Annotated in this window: 14 protein-coding genes and 2 pseudogenes; 8 read left to right on the forward strand and 8 right to left on the reverse strand. The window is 69.3% G+C overall.

Annotation, left to right across the window (positions count from 1 at the left end):
- Positions 1–25 precede the first annotated feature (25 nt).
- Positions 26–637, reverse strand: a complete 612-nt coding sequence (locus ACIBK0_RS13335; protein WP_399078894.1) for a hypothetical protein — start codon at positions 635–637, stop codon at positions 26–28.
- A 191-nt stretch (positions 638–828) separates the two neighbouring features.
- On the opposite strand from ACIBK0_RS13335, the gene ACIBK0_RS13340 reads away from it, so the two are divergent.
- A complete protein-coding gene (locus ACIBK0_RS13340; protein WP_399078896.1) occupies positions 829–1,524 on the forward strand; it encodes a glycoside hydrolase family 75 protein in 696 nt (231 codons plus the stop codon).
- An 81-nt stretch (positions 1,525–1,605) separates the two neighbouring features.
- Here the strand turns inward: ACIBK0_RS13340 and ACIBK0_RS13345 are convergent, their stop codons facing one another.
- A complete protein-coding gene (locus ACIBK0_RS13345) occupies positions 1,606–2,307 on the reverse strand; it encodes an SDR family oxidoreductase (RefSeq protein ID WP_399078898.1) in 702 nt (233 codons plus the stop codon).
- 91 nt (positions 2,308–2,398) lie between these two features.
- Positions 2,399–3,073, reverse strand: a complete 675-nt coding sequence (locus ACIBK0_RS13350; protein ID WP_399078900.1) for a WD40 repeat domain-containing protein — start codon at positions 3,071–3,073, stop codon at positions 2,399–2,401.
- A gap of 119 nt (positions 3,074–3,192) precedes the next feature.
- On the opposite strand from ACIBK0_RS13350, the gene ACIBK0_RS13355 reads away from it, so the two are divergent.
- A complete protein-coding gene (locus tag ACIBK0_RS13355) occupies positions 3,193–3,588 on the forward strand; it encodes a glycosyltransferase family 39 protein (RefSeq protein ID WP_399078902.1) in 396 nt (131 codons plus the stop codon).
- Between the two features lie 48 nt (positions 3,589–3,636).
- Positions 3,637–4,491, forward strand: a complete 855-nt coding sequence (locus tag ACIBK0_RS13360; protein ID WP_399078904.1) for a hypothetical protein — start codon at positions 3,637–3,639, stop codon at positions 4,489–4,491.
- Between the two features lie 11 nt (positions 4,492–4,502).
- Here ACIBK0_RS13360 and ACIBK0_RS13365 read toward each other — a convergent pair whose 3' ends face one another.
- Positions 4,503–5,369 carry a class I SAM-dependent methyltransferase gene (locus ACIBK0_RS13365; RefSeq protein ID WP_399078906.1) on the reverse strand — a complete coding sequence of 289 codons (867 nt, stop codon included), beginning with the start codon at positions 5,367–5,369 and terminating at the stop codon, positions 4,503–4,505.
- 153 nt (positions 5,370–5,522) lie between these two features.
- On the opposite strand from ACIBK0_RS13365, the gene ACIBK0_RS13370 reads away from it, so the two are divergent.
- Positions 5,523–6,293, forward strand: a complete 771-nt coding sequence (locus ACIBK0_RS13370) for a phytanoyl-CoA dioxygenase family protein (protein ID WP_399078907.1) — start codon at positions 5,523–5,525, stop codon at positions 6,291–6,293.
- 23 nt (positions 6,294–6,316) lie between these two features.
- On the opposite strand, the gene ACIBK0_RS13375 is transcribed toward ACIBK0_RS13370, so the two are convergent.
- Together ACIBK0_RS13375 and ACIBK0_RS13380 are read right to left on the reverse strand one after the other, a co-directional pair.
- Positions 6,317–8,026 carry a glycoside hydrolase family 6 protein gene (locus tag ACIBK0_RS13375; RefSeq protein WP_399078909.1) on the reverse strand — a complete coding sequence of 570 codons (1,710 nt, stop codon included), beginning with the start codon at positions 8,024–8,026 and terminating at the stop codon, positions 6,317–6,319.
- Between the two features lie 51 nt (positions 8,027–8,077).
- Positions 8,078–9,553, reverse strand: coding sequence for a cellulase family glycosylhydrolase (locus ACIBK0_RS13380; RefSeq protein WP_399078912.1), 1,476 nt, complete (start codon positions 9,551–9,553; stop codon positions 8,078–8,080).
- A gap of 253 nt (positions 9,554–9,806) precedes the next feature.
- Here ACIBK0_RS13380 and ACIBK0_RS13385 point away from each other — a divergent pair, with 253 nt between their 5' ends.
- Positions 9,807–12,722: a glycoside hydrolase family 48 protein gene (locus ACIBK0_RS13385; protein WP_399078913.1), complete on the forward strand. Its 2,916-nt coding sequence runs from the start codon at positions 9,807–9,809 to the stop codon at positions 12,720–12,722.
- A 128-nt stretch (positions 12,723–12,850) separates the two neighbouring features.
- A pseudogene (locus tag ACIBK0_RS13390) lies at positions 12,851–13,039 on the forward strand (hypothetical protein); the annotation flags it as partial.
- On the opposite strand, the pseudogene ACIBK0_RS13395 reads toward ACIBK0_RS13390, so the two are convergent.
- A pseudogene (locus ACIBK0_RS13395) lies at positions 13,029–13,297 on the reverse strand (rhamnogalacturonan lyase); the annotation flags it as partial. The pseudogenes ACIBK0_RS13390 and ACIBK0_RS13395 overlap by 11 nt on opposite strands.
- An 88-nt stretch (positions 13,298–13,385) precedes the next feature.
- A complete protein-coding gene (locus ACIBK0_RS13400) occupies positions 13,386–14,333 on the reverse strand; it encodes a helix-turn-helix transcriptional regulator (protein ID WP_399078915.1) in 948 nt (315 codons plus the stop codon).
- Between the two features lie 62 nt (positions 14,334–14,395).
- Between ACIBK0_RS13400 and ACIBK0_RS13405 the strand changes: the two genes are divergently transcribed.
- Together ACIBK0_RS13405 and ACIBK0_RS13410 are read left to right on the forward strand one after the other, a co-directional pair.
- The gene (locus ACIBK0_RS13405; protein ID WP_399078917.1) at positions 14,396–14,875 is read left to right on the forward strand and encodes a hypothetical protein; all 480 of its coding nucleotides are present in this window, start codon (positions 14,396–14,398) and stop codon (positions 14,873–14,875) included.
- The gene (locus tag ACIBK0_RS13410) at positions 14,872–15,339 is read left to right on the forward strand and encodes a hypothetical protein (RefSeq protein WP_399078919.1); all 468 of its coding nucleotides are present in this window, start codon (positions 14,872–14,874) and stop codon (positions 15,337–15,339) included. Before ACIBK0_RS13405 ends, ACIBK0_RS13410 begins: the two co-directional genes overlap by 4 nt.
- Positions 15,340–15,371: the final 32 nt, after the last annotated feature.

The raw sequence follows: 15,371 nt of genomic DNA on the forward strand, positions 1-15,371 counted from the left end.
ATCCACGGTCCCTGCGCGGGAGGCGTCAACCGTCCCGTACGTCCGAGAAGACGATCTCGAACTCCTCCAGTCCGGTCACGGTCACGTGCGCCTTGGCCGCGCCCTCGTGCCGGGCCGCCGACTGGGGGCCGCGGGAGGCGACCAGGGAGTCCCGGTCGACGAACAGGACGCCGACCAGGCCGCGCCCTCGCTCCCGGTCGATGAGCAGTGATGTCCTGGCCAGCCCCGGGAAGCTCTCGAGCCTGGGCACCACCGTCGCCCGGAAGGTGTCGGCAAGAAGATCCGCGTCCGCGGGCTCGAACTCCAGCCTGCTGAGCCGCAGTCCACCTCCCGCCTGTGGCTGGCGAACCGAATGAAAGACCGCCGCCTCGTAGTTGTCGACCGCCAGCGTCGCCGCGAACGGCTCCAGGAGCCCCGCGCGCCGCTCACGCAGCACCGCGTCGCTGTTCTGCCTGGCCTCCTCGGACTCCCACCAGCTCAGGACGAGGAGTTTGCCGAGCTTCCGGTCCACGAAGATGCCGGATCCGCGATACCCCGGGCGATCCTCGAGGAGGTCCCGGCCTCGCGTGTTCAAGGACTTGATGGCCGTATCGATCGTCACGGGATCGCCGGTCGCGTACACAGTCCGAACGAACATGACGCCTCGCCTCCCAGAAGCCGGGCTATTACCCGGAATGTTCGATATAGCCAGTCTTCTCCCGCAAGGGGATGGTCGCAATCGACTCGGAACACCGGAGTTCACACCAGGGGCTTGACGAGGTCATGCAACGGGGTCCACGTTGTACGGCACCCAGTAAGGAAAGTTTCCTAACAGAAGGGTCCCCCACAGTGCGCACTCGAACACTGACCCTCGCCGCGGCTTCTGGCGCCGCGCTCCTCGCCACCGCAGTACTCCCGACCAGCGCCTCTGGCACCGCCAACCCCCGTTCCGCGCAGGAGGGTTCGGTCAGCGCGGCCGACCTGCTCGCCAAGGTGACGTCCTGTTCGCAGATATCGAACGGTAAGTACAAGACCGACGACGAGACGTCGGCCACCGTCCCGGTCTGCGGCAAGAACGGCGCCGTGTTCTGGAAGGCCGACATGGACGTCGACTGCGACGGCCAGGTCACCAGCAAGTGCAACGGCAACACCGACCCCTGGTTCCAGGACGACACCGCCTTCCACCAGTCCGACGGCAAGCCGCTGCGCGCCGACTCGCTGCCGTACGTCGTGGTGCCGAGCGCCAGCAGCATCTGGAAGTACACGAGCTCCGGCATCAAGGGCGGCGGCGTGGTCGCGGTCATCTACAACAACAAGGTCGAGTACGCGGTGGTCGGTGACACCGGGCCCACGAAGATCATCGGCGAGGCCTCGTACGCCACCGCGAAGTCGCTGGGCATCGACCCCGACCCGGAGACGGGTGGGACCGACTCCGGCGTGACGTACATCCTGTTCAAGAACTCTCAGGCATCGCCGATCCAGAGTCACAGTGCGGCGGTGTCGCTGGGTGACTCACTGGCGAAGAAGTTTCTGCAGAACAACTGAGCATTCGCTGAATGCCGTGGGGGAACTGCGCGCCGTCCGTGGCCGGTCGCGCAGTTCCCCGCACCTCTTACGGGACACCCGTCAGACGGGCTGGCCCATCGGGCGTACGACGACGGTGTTCACGTCGACGCCTTCCGGCTGCCCGATCGCCCAGACGATCGACTCGGCGAGCTGGTCGGCCGTGAGCAGATGGCCCGGCGGCAGACTGCCGTAGCTGTCCCAGAACGGTGTCTCCACACGTCCGGGAGAGATCAGGGTCACGCCGACCCCGAACTCGGTGACCTGACGGCGGGTGTTCTCGGCGAGGCCTGTCACGGCCCATTTCGTCGCCCCGTAGAAGTTGCCGGGGGTGTGGATGTGGCCCGCGACGCTGCCGACCAGCACGATCCGGCCGTGAGTCTCCTTCAGGGCGTCGATGGAGGCCCTGACCAGGAGGGCGGGACCCAGGACATTGGTCAGCACCATCTCGGACCAGCCCGCCGGGTCGCCCTCCGCGACCGTGTCGTGCGTGGCGAAGCCGGCGTTGGCGACGACGGTGTCGAGCCGGCCGAACGCCTTGACCGTCGCCTCGACAGCCGCCTGCACCTGGTCGTACTCGGCCGCGTTCCCGACGACCGTCAACAGCCCCTCGGGGCGGCCGAGTTCCTCGGCGAAGGCGTGCAGCCGCTTCTCACCCCGCCCGGTGACGGTGACCCGGTGCCCCGCGTCGAGAAGACGTCGCGCGACCGCTGCGCCGATACCGCTTCCGCCACCCGTGATGAGTGCGACGGGCGAGTCCGACATGGTTACCCCCATACCTTTCCGGTGAAGACTTGGAGTCCATCACTTGGAGCACTCTCGAAGTCAAGCCCGGAGAACTCGACGTGCGGGAGCCTCAACACGCGTGCCGATAGGGCACGTCGGGCAGATACCGGCTCCACTCGGCACGCGTCGCCCCGCCGTCCGCCCGTGCGCACACCTCGGCTGCCGCCCGGACCGGCGTCAACCGCACGGAACGTAGAGGCATATGAGCTGTGGCGATGCGCAACTCCCGCCCGCCCGGAGTGAATCCGACCGCGAGAATGGGCCCGCCACCGGCCGGCAGGCTCGCCCCCGGCAACCGCGGTGACGCCGTCTCCCACACCCGGACCGAACCGTCGGCCCGGCTCGCGGCCAACAGCGAGCCGTCGGCCGAGAAGGCCAGGGCAGGGCGCCCGACGGTGGAATCGGCGGTCGCCAGGACGGCGATCCGGTGCCGCCCGCCCGCGTCCCACAGGGTGAGGCGCCCCTGGACGTCGGCGGCGGCCGAGAAGCGTCCGTCCGGACTGAAGGCCGCGATGGGCAGGAGATCCTCACCCTCGAATCCCTGTCTGCGCCCGCCCGTCGCGACGTCGATCAGGACTCCTTCGACGGTCACGACCGTACGTCCGGTCGCGTCGATCGCACTGGGGGAATCGGTCCGGGTACCGACGGTTCGGGAGCCGGGGTGCGGGCCCCGTCGTACGACGCGGATCCCCTTCCGGGTGCCGACGGCCGTGTGCACCGTCCCGTCGACGGCGACGGCCCGCACCGCGTAGCGCTCCGCGGGTTCGGCCGGATTCCCGGCCGCGTCGAACGCGGCTTCGGTCTGCGCCTTCTTCCGCCACGCCGGACCGATGAGCCCGCGCAGGGAAAGCGTACGTTTACGACATGGCCCGGCGCAGCCTGCCCGACCTGTGGTCGACGCTCGCCGGTGTCGACGCCGTGCACGGCCTGTACTACCTGTTCATGTACGCCCTGTTCGAGGTCTCCGGCGGGCTGGACCCTCTCCTGGTGCTGCGGCTCCCCTCGGTCCTCGCCACGGTCGCGGCGACCGGGACGGTGGCCCTCCTCGGGCGCCGGCTGGCCGGGCCCCGCGCCGGACTCCTGGCGGGGACCGTCTTCGCGGTGCTGCCGCAGGTCCAGCGGTACGGGCAGGAGGGCCGTTCGTACGCGCTCGTCTGCGCTCTGGTCGTGTGGGCGACGTATCTGCTGGTGCGAGCCGTGGAGAGCCGGGGCGGCGCCCGGGCCTGGGCCGCGTACGGCGCGGTGCTGCTGGCGGCCTGACTGCTGCACGAGTTCGCCGTACTGGCACTGGCCGCGCACGCGCCGGCCGTGCCGCGCGGCGCTCGCCACGGCTGGGCCCGGGCGGCGGTGACGGTTCTCGTCGCGATGGCACCCCTCGGTGCGCTGAGCCTGCGTCAGTCGGACCAGGTGTCCTGGATCGGGGGCCCTGGTACGGGTGCCTACGCGGGCTTCGCCGGGCTGGCCGTGCTGGGGGCGGCCTGCGCCCGGGTACTCGGGTTCGGCACCAGCACCGCTCCCCGGCCTCGGCTCCCGGCCCTCGGGCTCGGCCTCCTCGTCCTGCCCGCCCTTCTGCTCCTGCTGGTCTCGCTGGTCAAACCCCTGTACGTGGACCGTTACGTGCTCTACGGCCAGACCGGAACGGCTCTCCTCGTCGGCGCCGCGCTGGACCGGTTCGTGCGGGCCGCCGGACGGACCCGCACCGCGGCGCTGTGCGGGGCGGGAGCCGTGCTCCTCGCGCTGCTCCCCGTCACGTTGCAGCTGTGCGCGCCCGAGAGCCGTACCGTCGATGTCACCGCCGTGGCCCGGGCCGTCGCGCAGGCCGGTGCCCGGGGCGGCGGGGTGGTCTATATGCCGGCGCGGCGCCGCGTGTGGTCACTGCCCGATCCCGGCTCGGTGCGCGGATTGCGCGACCTGGCCCTGGAGCGCGGGCCCGTCGCCTCGCACACCTTGTACGGCACGGCGGTTCCGGCGCCCGTCATCCGCGCACGTCTGCTCGCCACACCCCGCGTCGTCGCCGTGCGCGATCCCGCGGGGCAACCACTCGACCGGACACCACAGGAGATCGTCAAACGGCGGGTCCTGGCGGAGTACTTCGAGCAGTGCGACACCCGGCGGGTTCAGGGGGCGCGGGTCACCGTGTACGCGCACCCGGGCGAGTGCTGACCGGCAGCGGGCTACTCCGGCTTCACCCCGAGGTACACGGTGTGCGCCGTCAGCAGGAACACATCCGGACGGTGGTGCACGCTCGCCTTGTCGTCCGGGTCGAGGAGCCGGTCAAGGGTGGCGAGGTCGTTCGCGTCGAGGCCCTCGGCCAGGCCTTCCCGGCGGTGGGTGAGGGTGCTGACGACGAAGGCGCGGGCCTCGTCCGACAGCGGAGCGGGGAAGTCGAGAAGGAAGGTACGGGTCGCCGTGTGGCGCAGGCCCACGGCGGTCAGCAGGGCGGGCCAGTCCTCCGTCTCGGCCACCGCTCCGGGCAGCTCGGCCCGCATCCGGGTGAACCACTCGTCGTGGACCGCGTCGATACGGGACTGCAGACCGGGGCGGCCGATGCCGATGTCGCGCGGCAGGAAGCGCGTGGGCAGACCACCCTCCAGGAGGGCGAGGGTGCCGCCGGGCGCGAGACCGCGCACGAACCCGGAGAGCGCGGCGCGCTGGTCGCCGACGTGGTGCAGCGACCTGCTGGCCCACAGCAGGTCCGCCGGGTACTCCAAGTCGCCGAGGCCATCAGCGAGTTCGGCCTCCACCGTGCTGAAGCGGTCGGCGACGCCGAGCCGGTCCGCACGGGCGCGGGCCCGTTCCAGGAGGAGTTCCGCGCCGTCCACGGCGACGACCCGCGCCTGCGGGAAGGTGTTTGCGAGGAGACAGGAGATCACACCGGGTCCGCTGCCCGCGTCCACGATCAGCTCGGGCTCCGGCCGCCGCTCGCGGAGCCAGGCCGCCGCCTCGGCATACAGCGGGGTGAACAGTTCGGCTTCCTGCTCCAGCAGGGGCAGCCACTCGGTGAAGTCGATCTGTGTGTGGTCGTGGTGGTGGTGTGCCATGGTTCCGAGCCTCTCGTCCGGGATGCCGACAGCGTGCGCCGTCACTCCCGGAAACGGCCACTCCTGTTGCTCAAACAGCAAAACGGACGGGCTGAAAATGAGCGCGCGGAAAATCGGATGCGCCCAGGAGAGCGGGTCCCCGAGCATGGCCCCATGGACGACGAGATGGTGGAGCGTTTCCTCGAGGACGGTTTCGTGAGGATCGAGGGCGCCTTCCCGCCGCGCGTCGCCGAGGACTGCGCGCGGCTGCTGTGGAAGGAGACGGGGTACGACCCGCACGCCCCGGCGACCTGGGCCGAACCGGTGCGCTGGGTCTCCGGCATGGCCCAGGGCCCGTTCGCCGCGGCGGCCAACTCCGCTGTCCTGCATGAGGCGTTCGACCTGCTGCTGGGCGAGGGCCGCTGGGAGCCGCGCTACTCGCTGGGCAGCTTTCCGCTGCGCTTCCCGCACGAGGAGGAACCGGACGACGCCGGCTGGCACATCGAGGGCAGTTATCTGCCCGAGGGCGAGAGCTGGTACTTCACGAACCTCAGGTCCAAGGGGCGGGCCCTTCTGATGCTCTTCCTCTTCAGCGAGGTGGGCCCCCGGGACGCCCCCACCCGGATCCGCGTCGGCTCGCACCTGGACGTGCCGCCTCTGCTGGAGCCGTACGGTGAAGAAGGGGTTTCGGGCCTCGACATCGCCCCGAAGCTGGTCGAGGCCTCGGCGCACCGCCCGCTCGCGTACGCCACCGGCCGCCCCGGCGACGTATTTCTGTGCCACCCCTTCCTGGTGCACGCGGCGCAGCCGCACCACGGCGCCCGACCGCGTTTCATGGCGCAGCCGCCGCTGTACCCGGCGGTGCCCTTCGAGCTGGACCGGCCCGACGGCGACTACTCGGCGGTGGAGTTCGCGATCCGCCGGGGGCTGGCCCGGGAGGCCTGACCCCGACGGATCGCCTCAGGCCGCTACAGCGGCGGGTACGCGTTCGTCATGAGCTGCTGGAACTGGGCGGAGAACCAGTGCCCGGACAGCGGAGCGTTCGGCAGGGCACCCGACAGGTTGTTGCCGTTACGGGCGTTGCCCGTGTACGTCGGGTCGCACATCCGGTCGAAGCCCTTGCCCTCGTCGTTCGGAATGGCCGAGCTGGAGCCGTCGGACTCGCCCGGGGGCTTCATCCACACATAGGCGTCGATGCCGGCCGCCGGGGCCGCCTGCGGACGCTCGCCGAGACCGGCGCCGGACTGGTTGCACCAGTTGCCGATGTGGATGCGGCGGTCGTAGCGCCCGCCGTCGACGTACGTGTCCACGCTGGTCGTCGCGCCGGGACCGGTGGGCCGCGCGGTGCCGCCCCAGCCGTTCCTGGAGGTGTCGATCAGCATGCCGATGCCGGAGTTGAAGCCGACCGAGACAAGCTGGTTGCGGAAGGCCTGCGCGTAGGACAGCTCGTCGACATAGCGGTTCCAGTCGACCCACTTGGACTGGCGCACGGAGGTACCGTTCACCGTGTCGTTGATGGTGAAGTTGTTCTCCTTCAGGGCGCTGTAGTTCGCCGTGTTGGTGATGAACCCGTGCACGTCGTCGACCGTCGCGCCCTCGCTCGTCGCGGCCTGCTTGAACAGGGTGGCCGAGGGAGCGAAGTTGTCGTCCCAACCCAGCCAGCCGTGGTGACCGGCGTCGATGTAGTTGTAGACGTTGGGGATTGCGCCGAGCTTGGCCAGGGCGTAACCGACGCCCTTCACGTAGTTGCCGTTGGCGAGCATGGTGTCGCACGCGGGCGTGGCGGTGGCGCGGCTGCCGGTGTTGGTGACGAGGTTCGGCAGCGAGTCGATCTCGATGGTCGTGACGATGCGGAGCGAGGCGTACTTGCTGTCCGAGAGGATCGCCGCGATCGGGTCGATGAACTGCGTCTTGTACTTGTCGATCTCCGTCGGACCGAGCTCGCCGTTGGAGGCGAGGGCCGCGCAGTCCCGTCCGGGAAGGTCATAGACCACGAGCTGGACGACCTCCTCGCCGCTGCCCTTCTGCGCGAGCGCCGCGTCGAGATGGGCGCGCAGGCCCATGCCGCCGTTCACGCCGTTGATCGCGGCGATCCGGTCGAGCCAGACACCGGTGGGCTGGTTGGAGATCCGGCTGCCCCCGGTCTCGGCCGCGGCCTTCGCCGACCACTCGGGGTTCACATAGACCTTGGCACCGGCGTACGGGTTGTCGACCTTCCCCGACGGGTCCGGATCCGGGTCCGGATCGGTTCCTCCGCCGTCATCGACGTTGCAGGTCACCCCGTCGAGTGTGAACGTGGTCGGCAGCGCGTTGGTCCCGCTGTACGAGGCGTTGAAGCCGAAGCTGACCGAACCGTCGGTCGCCAGCGAGCCGTTGTAGGTCTCGTTGGCGGCGGTGACGGCCGTTCCGCTCTGGGTGATCTTGGCGTTCCAGCCGCTGGTCACCTTCTGGTTTCCGGCGTATGACCACTTCACCGCCCAACTGCTCTTGGCGGCACCGTTGTTGGTGACCGCGACGGCGGCGGTGAAGCCGGTGTCCCACTGGTTCTGCACCTTGTAGTCGACGGTGCAGGGGACGGCGGCCGCGACGACGTCCGCGGGGACGGCCGCGGCGGCCGTGCCCGTGCCGCCGGCGATCATCAAGAGCGTTGCGAGTAACGCTGTTCTGGTACGGCTCATGAGTGCGGGTTTCCCATCGGTTGAGGACGGTCGAGGACTTTCGGTGGGGGACTAGCCGTTGAGGGCACGCAGGTGATCGCGCAGCCCGATGCCGTACGACGTGGGAGTTCCGTCGTAATCGGAGATCAGGGAGGGGCCGGAGGAGCAGTCCCAGGTGTTCCAGGTCCAGCCGAGGTAGGAGAGCCCCCGGCCGTCGAACCACTTCATGACGGTGTCGACGAAGGAGTGGGAGCAGGTGTTCTCGCCGATCTCCCCCGCCACGAGCGGGACTTGGGCGGCCACCGGGGCGAGCGTCGAGTTCCAGCAGCTCTCACTGGCACAGGTGTTGAAGTTGTAGACGTGGTACGCGGCGACGAGATTGCCCGTCGGATCACTGGGCTTGTACGTCAGCCACTGGCTCAGGTCGTTGGAATAGGCGAGCCCGCCGGCCAGGATCAGGTTCTTGGCGCCGGTGCCGCGCACCGCGTCGACAAGGTCCTGCATTCCGGCGACCTCGTAGGAGATGCCGGGGCAGTTCCCGCCGTCCCGCCAGCAGGTCCACGCCTGGGTGGTCGTGGAGGTCGCGCGGTCCGGGTAGGGCTCGTTGAACAGGTCGAACGCGACGGCCGGGTCGTCCTTGAAGGTGCTCGCGACCGAGGCCCAGAAGGACGGGGCGTACTGGGCGTCCGGCATCGGCTTCTGACAGCTGGCGTGCACGTCGGAGCAGCCCGAGGAGTTGCCGGTGTACTGGCCGTAGGACCAGTGCAGTTCGACGAGCGGTGTCATGCCGTGCGCCTCGACCTTGGCGACCAAGTCCTTGACGGCGGCGATGTAGTGGGCGCCTGCGTACTGGGCGTCGATGTTCGACAGGCCCAGCCAGCACTCCTCGTTCAGCGGAATGCGGACCGTGTTGGCCTTCCAGTCGGCGATCGCCTTGACCGACGCGTCGTCGACCGGACCGTCGAAGATTCCACGGCCCTGGATACACATGAACTCGCCGCCGGAGCGGTTGACGCCCAGCAGTCGGCGGGCGCCGCCGCCGGCGTCCACGAGCTTGTTCCCCAAGACGTGCAGCGCCGGTGCCGTGCCGTCCGGGGGAGGCTCGGTCGGCGTCGGCGTCGGCGTCGGTTCGGAATCCACGTTGCACGTGGTCCCGTTGAGCTTGAACGCCGTCGGTACGGCGTTGCTCCCCGACCATGAGGCGAGGAAGCCGGCGCTGACACTTGCCCCCGAACCCAACGAGCCGTTCCAGCTCTCGTTGGACGCGGTGACCGTCGTCCCGGACTGGGACCACTTGGCGTTCCAGCCCTGGTTGATCTTCTGGCCGTTGGCGAAGCCGAAGCCGATGCTCCAACTGCTCACCGTGGCCGCGTTGTTGGTGATTTTCACGGCGCCCTGGAAGCCGGTGTCCCACTGACCGGTGACGGAGTACTCCACCGTGCACGCGGGTGTGGCTCCTGAAGCCGTGACGACCGGCGCGATCGCGGTGCCCACGAGGGCGACCGCGGCGCCGACCACTAAAAGACTCAAACGCGGGGGGTGTCGCATGAGCGACTCCTTGCAGCTCGGGCGCGTCGTGACGGACGCGTCGACTGATGGAATCGCTCCCACTGGTGCGGATGAAGCTAGCGCCAAGTGTCGGCAAAGGACAGAGGTGTTGCACTGTTGATCAATCGAATCATTTCGACTCTTCAAGCACCTTGACCCCTCACACCCCTCTCTCCAATATGGGAGCGCTCCCACTGGTTCAAGGCTTGTTGCTCCTCCCCCCATTCTCCGAGCCGCAAGGAGGAACCAGCACATGCACCCCAGAAGGAGACGCCGCACCGCGCGGCGGTTGTGGACTGCTGTCGTGGCGGCCCTCGCGCTCCCCCTCGCGACACTGGCGACCGGTACAACTCCCGCACAGGCGGCCACGGTTCAGTGCAGCGTGGACTACAAGACCAATGACTGGGGCTCCGGCTTCACCGCGGATCTGACGATCAGCAACCGCGGTACGGACGCCATCAACGGCTGGACACTGACGTACGACTACACGGGCAACCAGGCCCTCACCAACGGCTGGAACGGCACCTGGTCCCAGTCCGGCAAGACGGTCACCGCGAAGAACGCCTCCTGGAACGGGACGATCGCCGCTGGGGCCGCCGTCTCCACCGGGGCGCAGTTCACCTACAGCGGTACCAACGCCGCACCCGCCTCCTTCGCGATCAACGGCACGACCTGCGCGGGCGCGCACCAGCCGCCGGTCACCGTGCTGACGAGCCCGACCGCGGGCGCCGTCTACACCCAGGGCGACCCGATCCCGCTGGCTGCCACCGCCGCGGCCGCCGACAGCGCGACGATCAGCAAGGTCGAGTTCTACGACGACACGACGCTGCTGGGCACGGACACCAGCTCTCCCTACACGCTGTCGGCCTCCGAGTTGACCGTGGGCAGTCATTCACTGGTCGCCAAGGCGTACGACAGTCTCGGCGCGTCGGCGGATTCCACCCCGGTCGGCATCACCGTCGTCTCGGGTCCCGCCGTGGTGGCCTCGCCGAGCCAACTCGGCGTTCAGCAGGGCAAGTCGGGCACCTTCGACGTGAAGCTGTCGACGCAGCCGAGCGCGAACGTGACGGTGTCCACCGCTCGCACGGACGGCAACACCGGCCTGTCCGTCACCGGCGGCTCCTCGCTCACCTTCACCCCGTCCAACTGGAACACGGCCCAGACCGTGACCATCACCGCCGACGCCTCCGGCTCGGGAGCCGCGACCTTCACGGCCTCCGCGACCGGCCACACCAAGGCCAAGGTCACCGTGACGGAACTGGCCGCCTCGAAGGCGTACGACGCCCGTTTCCTGGACCTGTACGGCAAGATCACCAACCCGGCGAACGGCTACTTCTCCCCCGAAGGCATCCCCTACCACTCGGTGGAGACGCTGATCGTCGAGGCGCCGGACCAAGGTCATGAGACCACGTCGGAGGCGTACAGCTATCTGATCTGGCTGCAGGCGATGTACGGGAAGGTCACCGGCGACTGGTCCAAATTCAACGCCGCGTGGACGACCATGGAGACGTACATGATCCCCACGCACGCCGACCAGCCCACGAACTCCTTCTACAACGCCTCGAAGCCGGCGACCTACGCACCCGAGCTGGACACCCCGGGCGAGTACCCGGCCAAGCTCGACACCGGCGTCTCGGTCGGCTCGGACCCGATCGCGGGCGAGCTGAAGAGCGCGTACGGCACGGACGACGTCTACGGCATGCACTGGCTGCAGGACGTCGACAACGTCTACGGCTACGGCGACGAGCCCGGCAAGTGCGAGGCCGGACCGACCGCGACCGGCCCCTCGTACATCAACACCTTCCAGCGCGGCGTGCAGGAGTCGGTGTGGGAGACGGTGCCGCAGCCGACCTGTGACGCCTTCAAGTACGGCGGCACGAGCGGGTACTTGGACCTGTTCACCGGGGACTCCTCGTACGCCAAGCAGTGGAAGTACACCGACGCTCCCGACGCCGACGCGCGCGCGGTGCAGGCCGCGTACTGGGCCGATGTCTGGGCCAAGGCGCAGGGCAAGGGAAGCGATGTGTCCGCGACGGTCGGCAAGGCCGCGAAGATGGGCGACTATCTGCGCTACGCCATGTACGACAAGTACTTCAAGAAGATCGGCAACTGTGTCGGTCCGTCGACCTGCGCGGCCGGCACCGGCAAGGACGCCTCGCACTACCTTCTGTCCTGGTACTACGCATGGGGCGGCGCCACCGACACCAGCGCGGGCTGGGCCTGGCGCATCGGATCCAGCCATGTGCACGGCGGCTACCAGAACCCGCTGGCAGCGTACGCACTCAGCTCCTACGCGGACCTGAAGCCCAAGTCTTCGACAGGGGCGGCCGATTGGGGCACATCTCTCACCCGGCAGCTGGAGTTCTGCCGCTGGCTCCAGTCGAACGAGGGCGCCATTGCCGGCGGTGCGACCAACAGCTGGGCGGGCCGCTACGCGACGCCGCCCACCGGGACGCCGACGTTCTACGGCATGTACTACGACCAGCAGCCGGTGTACCACGACCCGCCGTCCAACCAGTGGTTCGGCTTCCAGGCCTGGTCCATGGAGCGGGTCGCCGAGTACTACCAGCAGACCGGGAACGCGAGCGCGAAGGCGATCCTCGACAAGTGGGTCTCCTGGGCGCTGTCCAAGACCACGATCAACCCGGACGGCACCTACCAGATCCCCTCCACTCTCCAGTGGTCGGGCGCGCCCGACGCCTGGAACGCGTCGAGTCCCGGCGCCAACAGCGGACTTCACGTCACCGTCGCCGACTACACCGACGACGTGGGCGTGGCGGCCGCCTACGCCAAGACCCTGTCGTACTACGCCGCGAAGTCCGGCAACACCCAGGCGAAGACGACGGCGAAGGCGCTGCTCGACGGCATGTGGAGCAATGACCAGGACAGCCTGGGCATCGCCGTCCCGGAGACCCGCGCCGACTACAACCGCTTCGACGACACCGTGTATGTGCCGAGCGGCTGGAGCGGCAAGATGCCGAGCGGCGACTCGATCAACTCCTCCTCGACCTTCACCTCGCTCCGGTCCTTCTACAAGAACGACCCGGCCTGGTCGAAGATCGAGAACTATCTGGCGGGCGGGGCCGCGCCCTCCTTCACGTACCACCGGTTCTGGGCCCAGGCGGACATAGCCCTCGCCATGGGCTCGTACGCGGAGCTCCTCGAATAAGTCCCCGCTATGGCTTCGCGTACCAGGCCCTGTCGCCTCCGTGCGGCAGGGCTCGGGCCGGGCGGTCCTCACCCGCACTGAGGGCCGTCCGGCCGTCGCGCCCCCCTCTTCAAGAGAGGACCCCCACCGTGCGAAGAACCCGCATCCTCACAGCCGTGCTCGCGCTCGCGGCCGGTTTACTGGCCGGCACCCCGCCCGCAGTGGCCGCCAAAGCCCCCACGGCGACCACGCTCACCGCGGACACGTACACCTGGAAGAACGCCCGGGTCGACGGCGGCGGCTTCGTCCCCGGGATCATCTTCAACCGCTCGAGCCGGTGATCGGGGACGAGTTGACCTTCGTACCGGCTCGGTAGACGTTGAACGACACGTCGTTCGGATCGGTGCCGAGCCAGCGCCAGCTGACGAGGTTGCCGCTGTCGGCGTGGACGCTGACGACACCCCGGTCGAGGGCTCGTTGGTGGCCTGGGCCGATCCGGTGCCGAGTGCGGTGAGCCCGGCGGCGAAGAGGGCCGCCGCGGCGGCCATCGCGGATCCGATCGCGCGTCTGCGGTGCTGCCTGTGCGGGTGCTGCACGGTGAGTACCTCCTGAGGGGACAGACTGCTTCTGTTCCCTCAGCTGCCACTGCGAGCAGGGGAGTTGCCGCTCTTGGGCAAGCGCTCTCTATCCCGCGTATGTGCGCGCCAGCGCGGTCACCGTCCGAGCGATCCGCTCCCGCAGCTCCGCCGGTTCGAGCACCTCGATGTCCGTACCGAGGCGGAGGAAGTCGTGGTGGGCGTGGTCCACGGACTCGATGGGTACGGTGGCGCGCGTCCAACCGTCCTCGCCGGTACGGCCGTTGGCCGCCACCGCCTCCGCAGCCGGGCTGCTCAGCCGGATTCCCGGGGCCAGTCGGACGACCGCCTCCGCACGGTGCAGTCGCTCATGGAAGTTCCTCTGGTACGCGGACCAGTACCCGGCGAGATCGAAGTCCCCCGGGCGGCCGAACTCCTCCTCGGACGAGGCGAGTTCGAGGATCTGGTCCACGCGGAACGTCCGCGGACCCGGCCCCGCCACGACGTACCAGCGGCCCGCCTTCAGGACGAGGCCGTACGGCTCCAGGCGGCGCTCCACATCGGTGGGCTCGCGCCAGCGGCGGTAGCGGATGTGCAGGACACGGCTGTTCCAGACGGCGTCGGCGACGGCGGGGAGGTACGGGGTCTCTTCGGCGTCCGCGTACCAGCCGGGCGCGTCCAGGTGGAAGCGGCCGCTGATCCGGTCTGCGTGCGCGCGCAGCTCGCGCGGGAGGGCGGCGCGCACCTTCAGCTGGGCCGCGGCAAGGACCGAGCCGAGGCCGAGCTCGGCGGCGGGTCCGGGGACGCCCGCGAGGAAGAGGGCCTCGGCCTCGTCGGTGGTGAGGCCGGTGAGGCGGGTGCGGTAACCGTCGAGGAGCTGGTAACCGCCCGCGTGGCCGGCGTCGCCGTACAGCGGGACGCCGGCCGCGCCCAGCGCCTCGACGTCCCGGTAGACCGTGCGCACCGAGACGTCGAGCTCCTCGGCGAGCTGGGCGGCGGTCATCCGGCCGCGGGTCTGGAGGAGCAGGAGGATCGAGACGAGCCGCGCTGATTTCACCGCTCCAGAATCCCAGACTTCACTGACAGAAGGTGTCAGTGAAGCGGGCCTAGCTTCCTCGCATGGCCTTCTCGGAAAAACTGCTGACCGCGCCGCCGCCCATCGAGGTGGCGGGACGGCGGATCAAGCGCTACCACGTCACCGCCGATCCGGCGGGCATCGCGCCCGAGGTGGAGCAGGCGGCGTACGCGATGCTCCCGAAGCTGCTTCCGGAGCCGGACGGCACGCCGCCCGCGACCTTCGTCGTCCTGCACCGGGGCGGCGACGACGGCGCGTATCTCAACGCGTACAGCTGGGTGTGGGACAACGTCCTGCACTTCCGGGGCGCGTCGGCGGGCCAGCCGGTGCTGGGCTGCCCGGACCGGGACCCCACGCACTTCATCACGCCCGACCTGCCGTGGATCGGCTGCGTCTGGGAGCTGCCGCCGATTCTGCACGAACGCGACGCCTGGGCGCGGCACATGCTGGCGCCCGACGTCCCCGACCTCGACGCCTACCTCGCGGACTCGCTTCCCGAGGGCACTACGGGAGACCGCTCATGAGCACCGCGCACGACTTCGACTTCTTCCACGGCGAGTGGGCCGTCCTCAACCGGCGCCGCACCGACTTCCTCGACACCGACAGCGACTGGGAGGAGTTCCCGGCCACCAACCGCTGCTGGAGCCTGTTCGACGGGGCCGCGAACGTCGACGAGATGGACGTGCCGAGTCAGGGCTGGAAGGGGCTCACCCTGCGGCTCTTCGACACCGCCGCGCGGGAGTGGTCCCTGAACTGGTCCTCCAGCCGCGGCGGTAAGCTGTTCCCTCCGGTGATCGGTCGATTCACCGATGGCAGGGGCGAGTTCTACGGGGACGACACGCACGACGGGAAGGACGTGCGGGTGCGGTTCCTGTGGTCGGGGATCTCGCAGACCACGGCGCGCTGGGAGCAGGCGTTCTCCGTGGACGGGGAGAGGACGTGGGTGACCAACTGGGTCATGGAGTTCACACGGCGGGGAGCTGTTTGAGCACGGACGCCCTCGGAAACCGGCGGCGTGAG

It is taken from the genome of Streptomyces sp. NPDC050564 (assembly GCF_044457265.1).
In the GTDB taxonomy this organism is placed as follows: Bacteria; Actinomycetota; Actinomycetes; order Streptomycetales; family Streptomycetaceae; genus Streptomyces.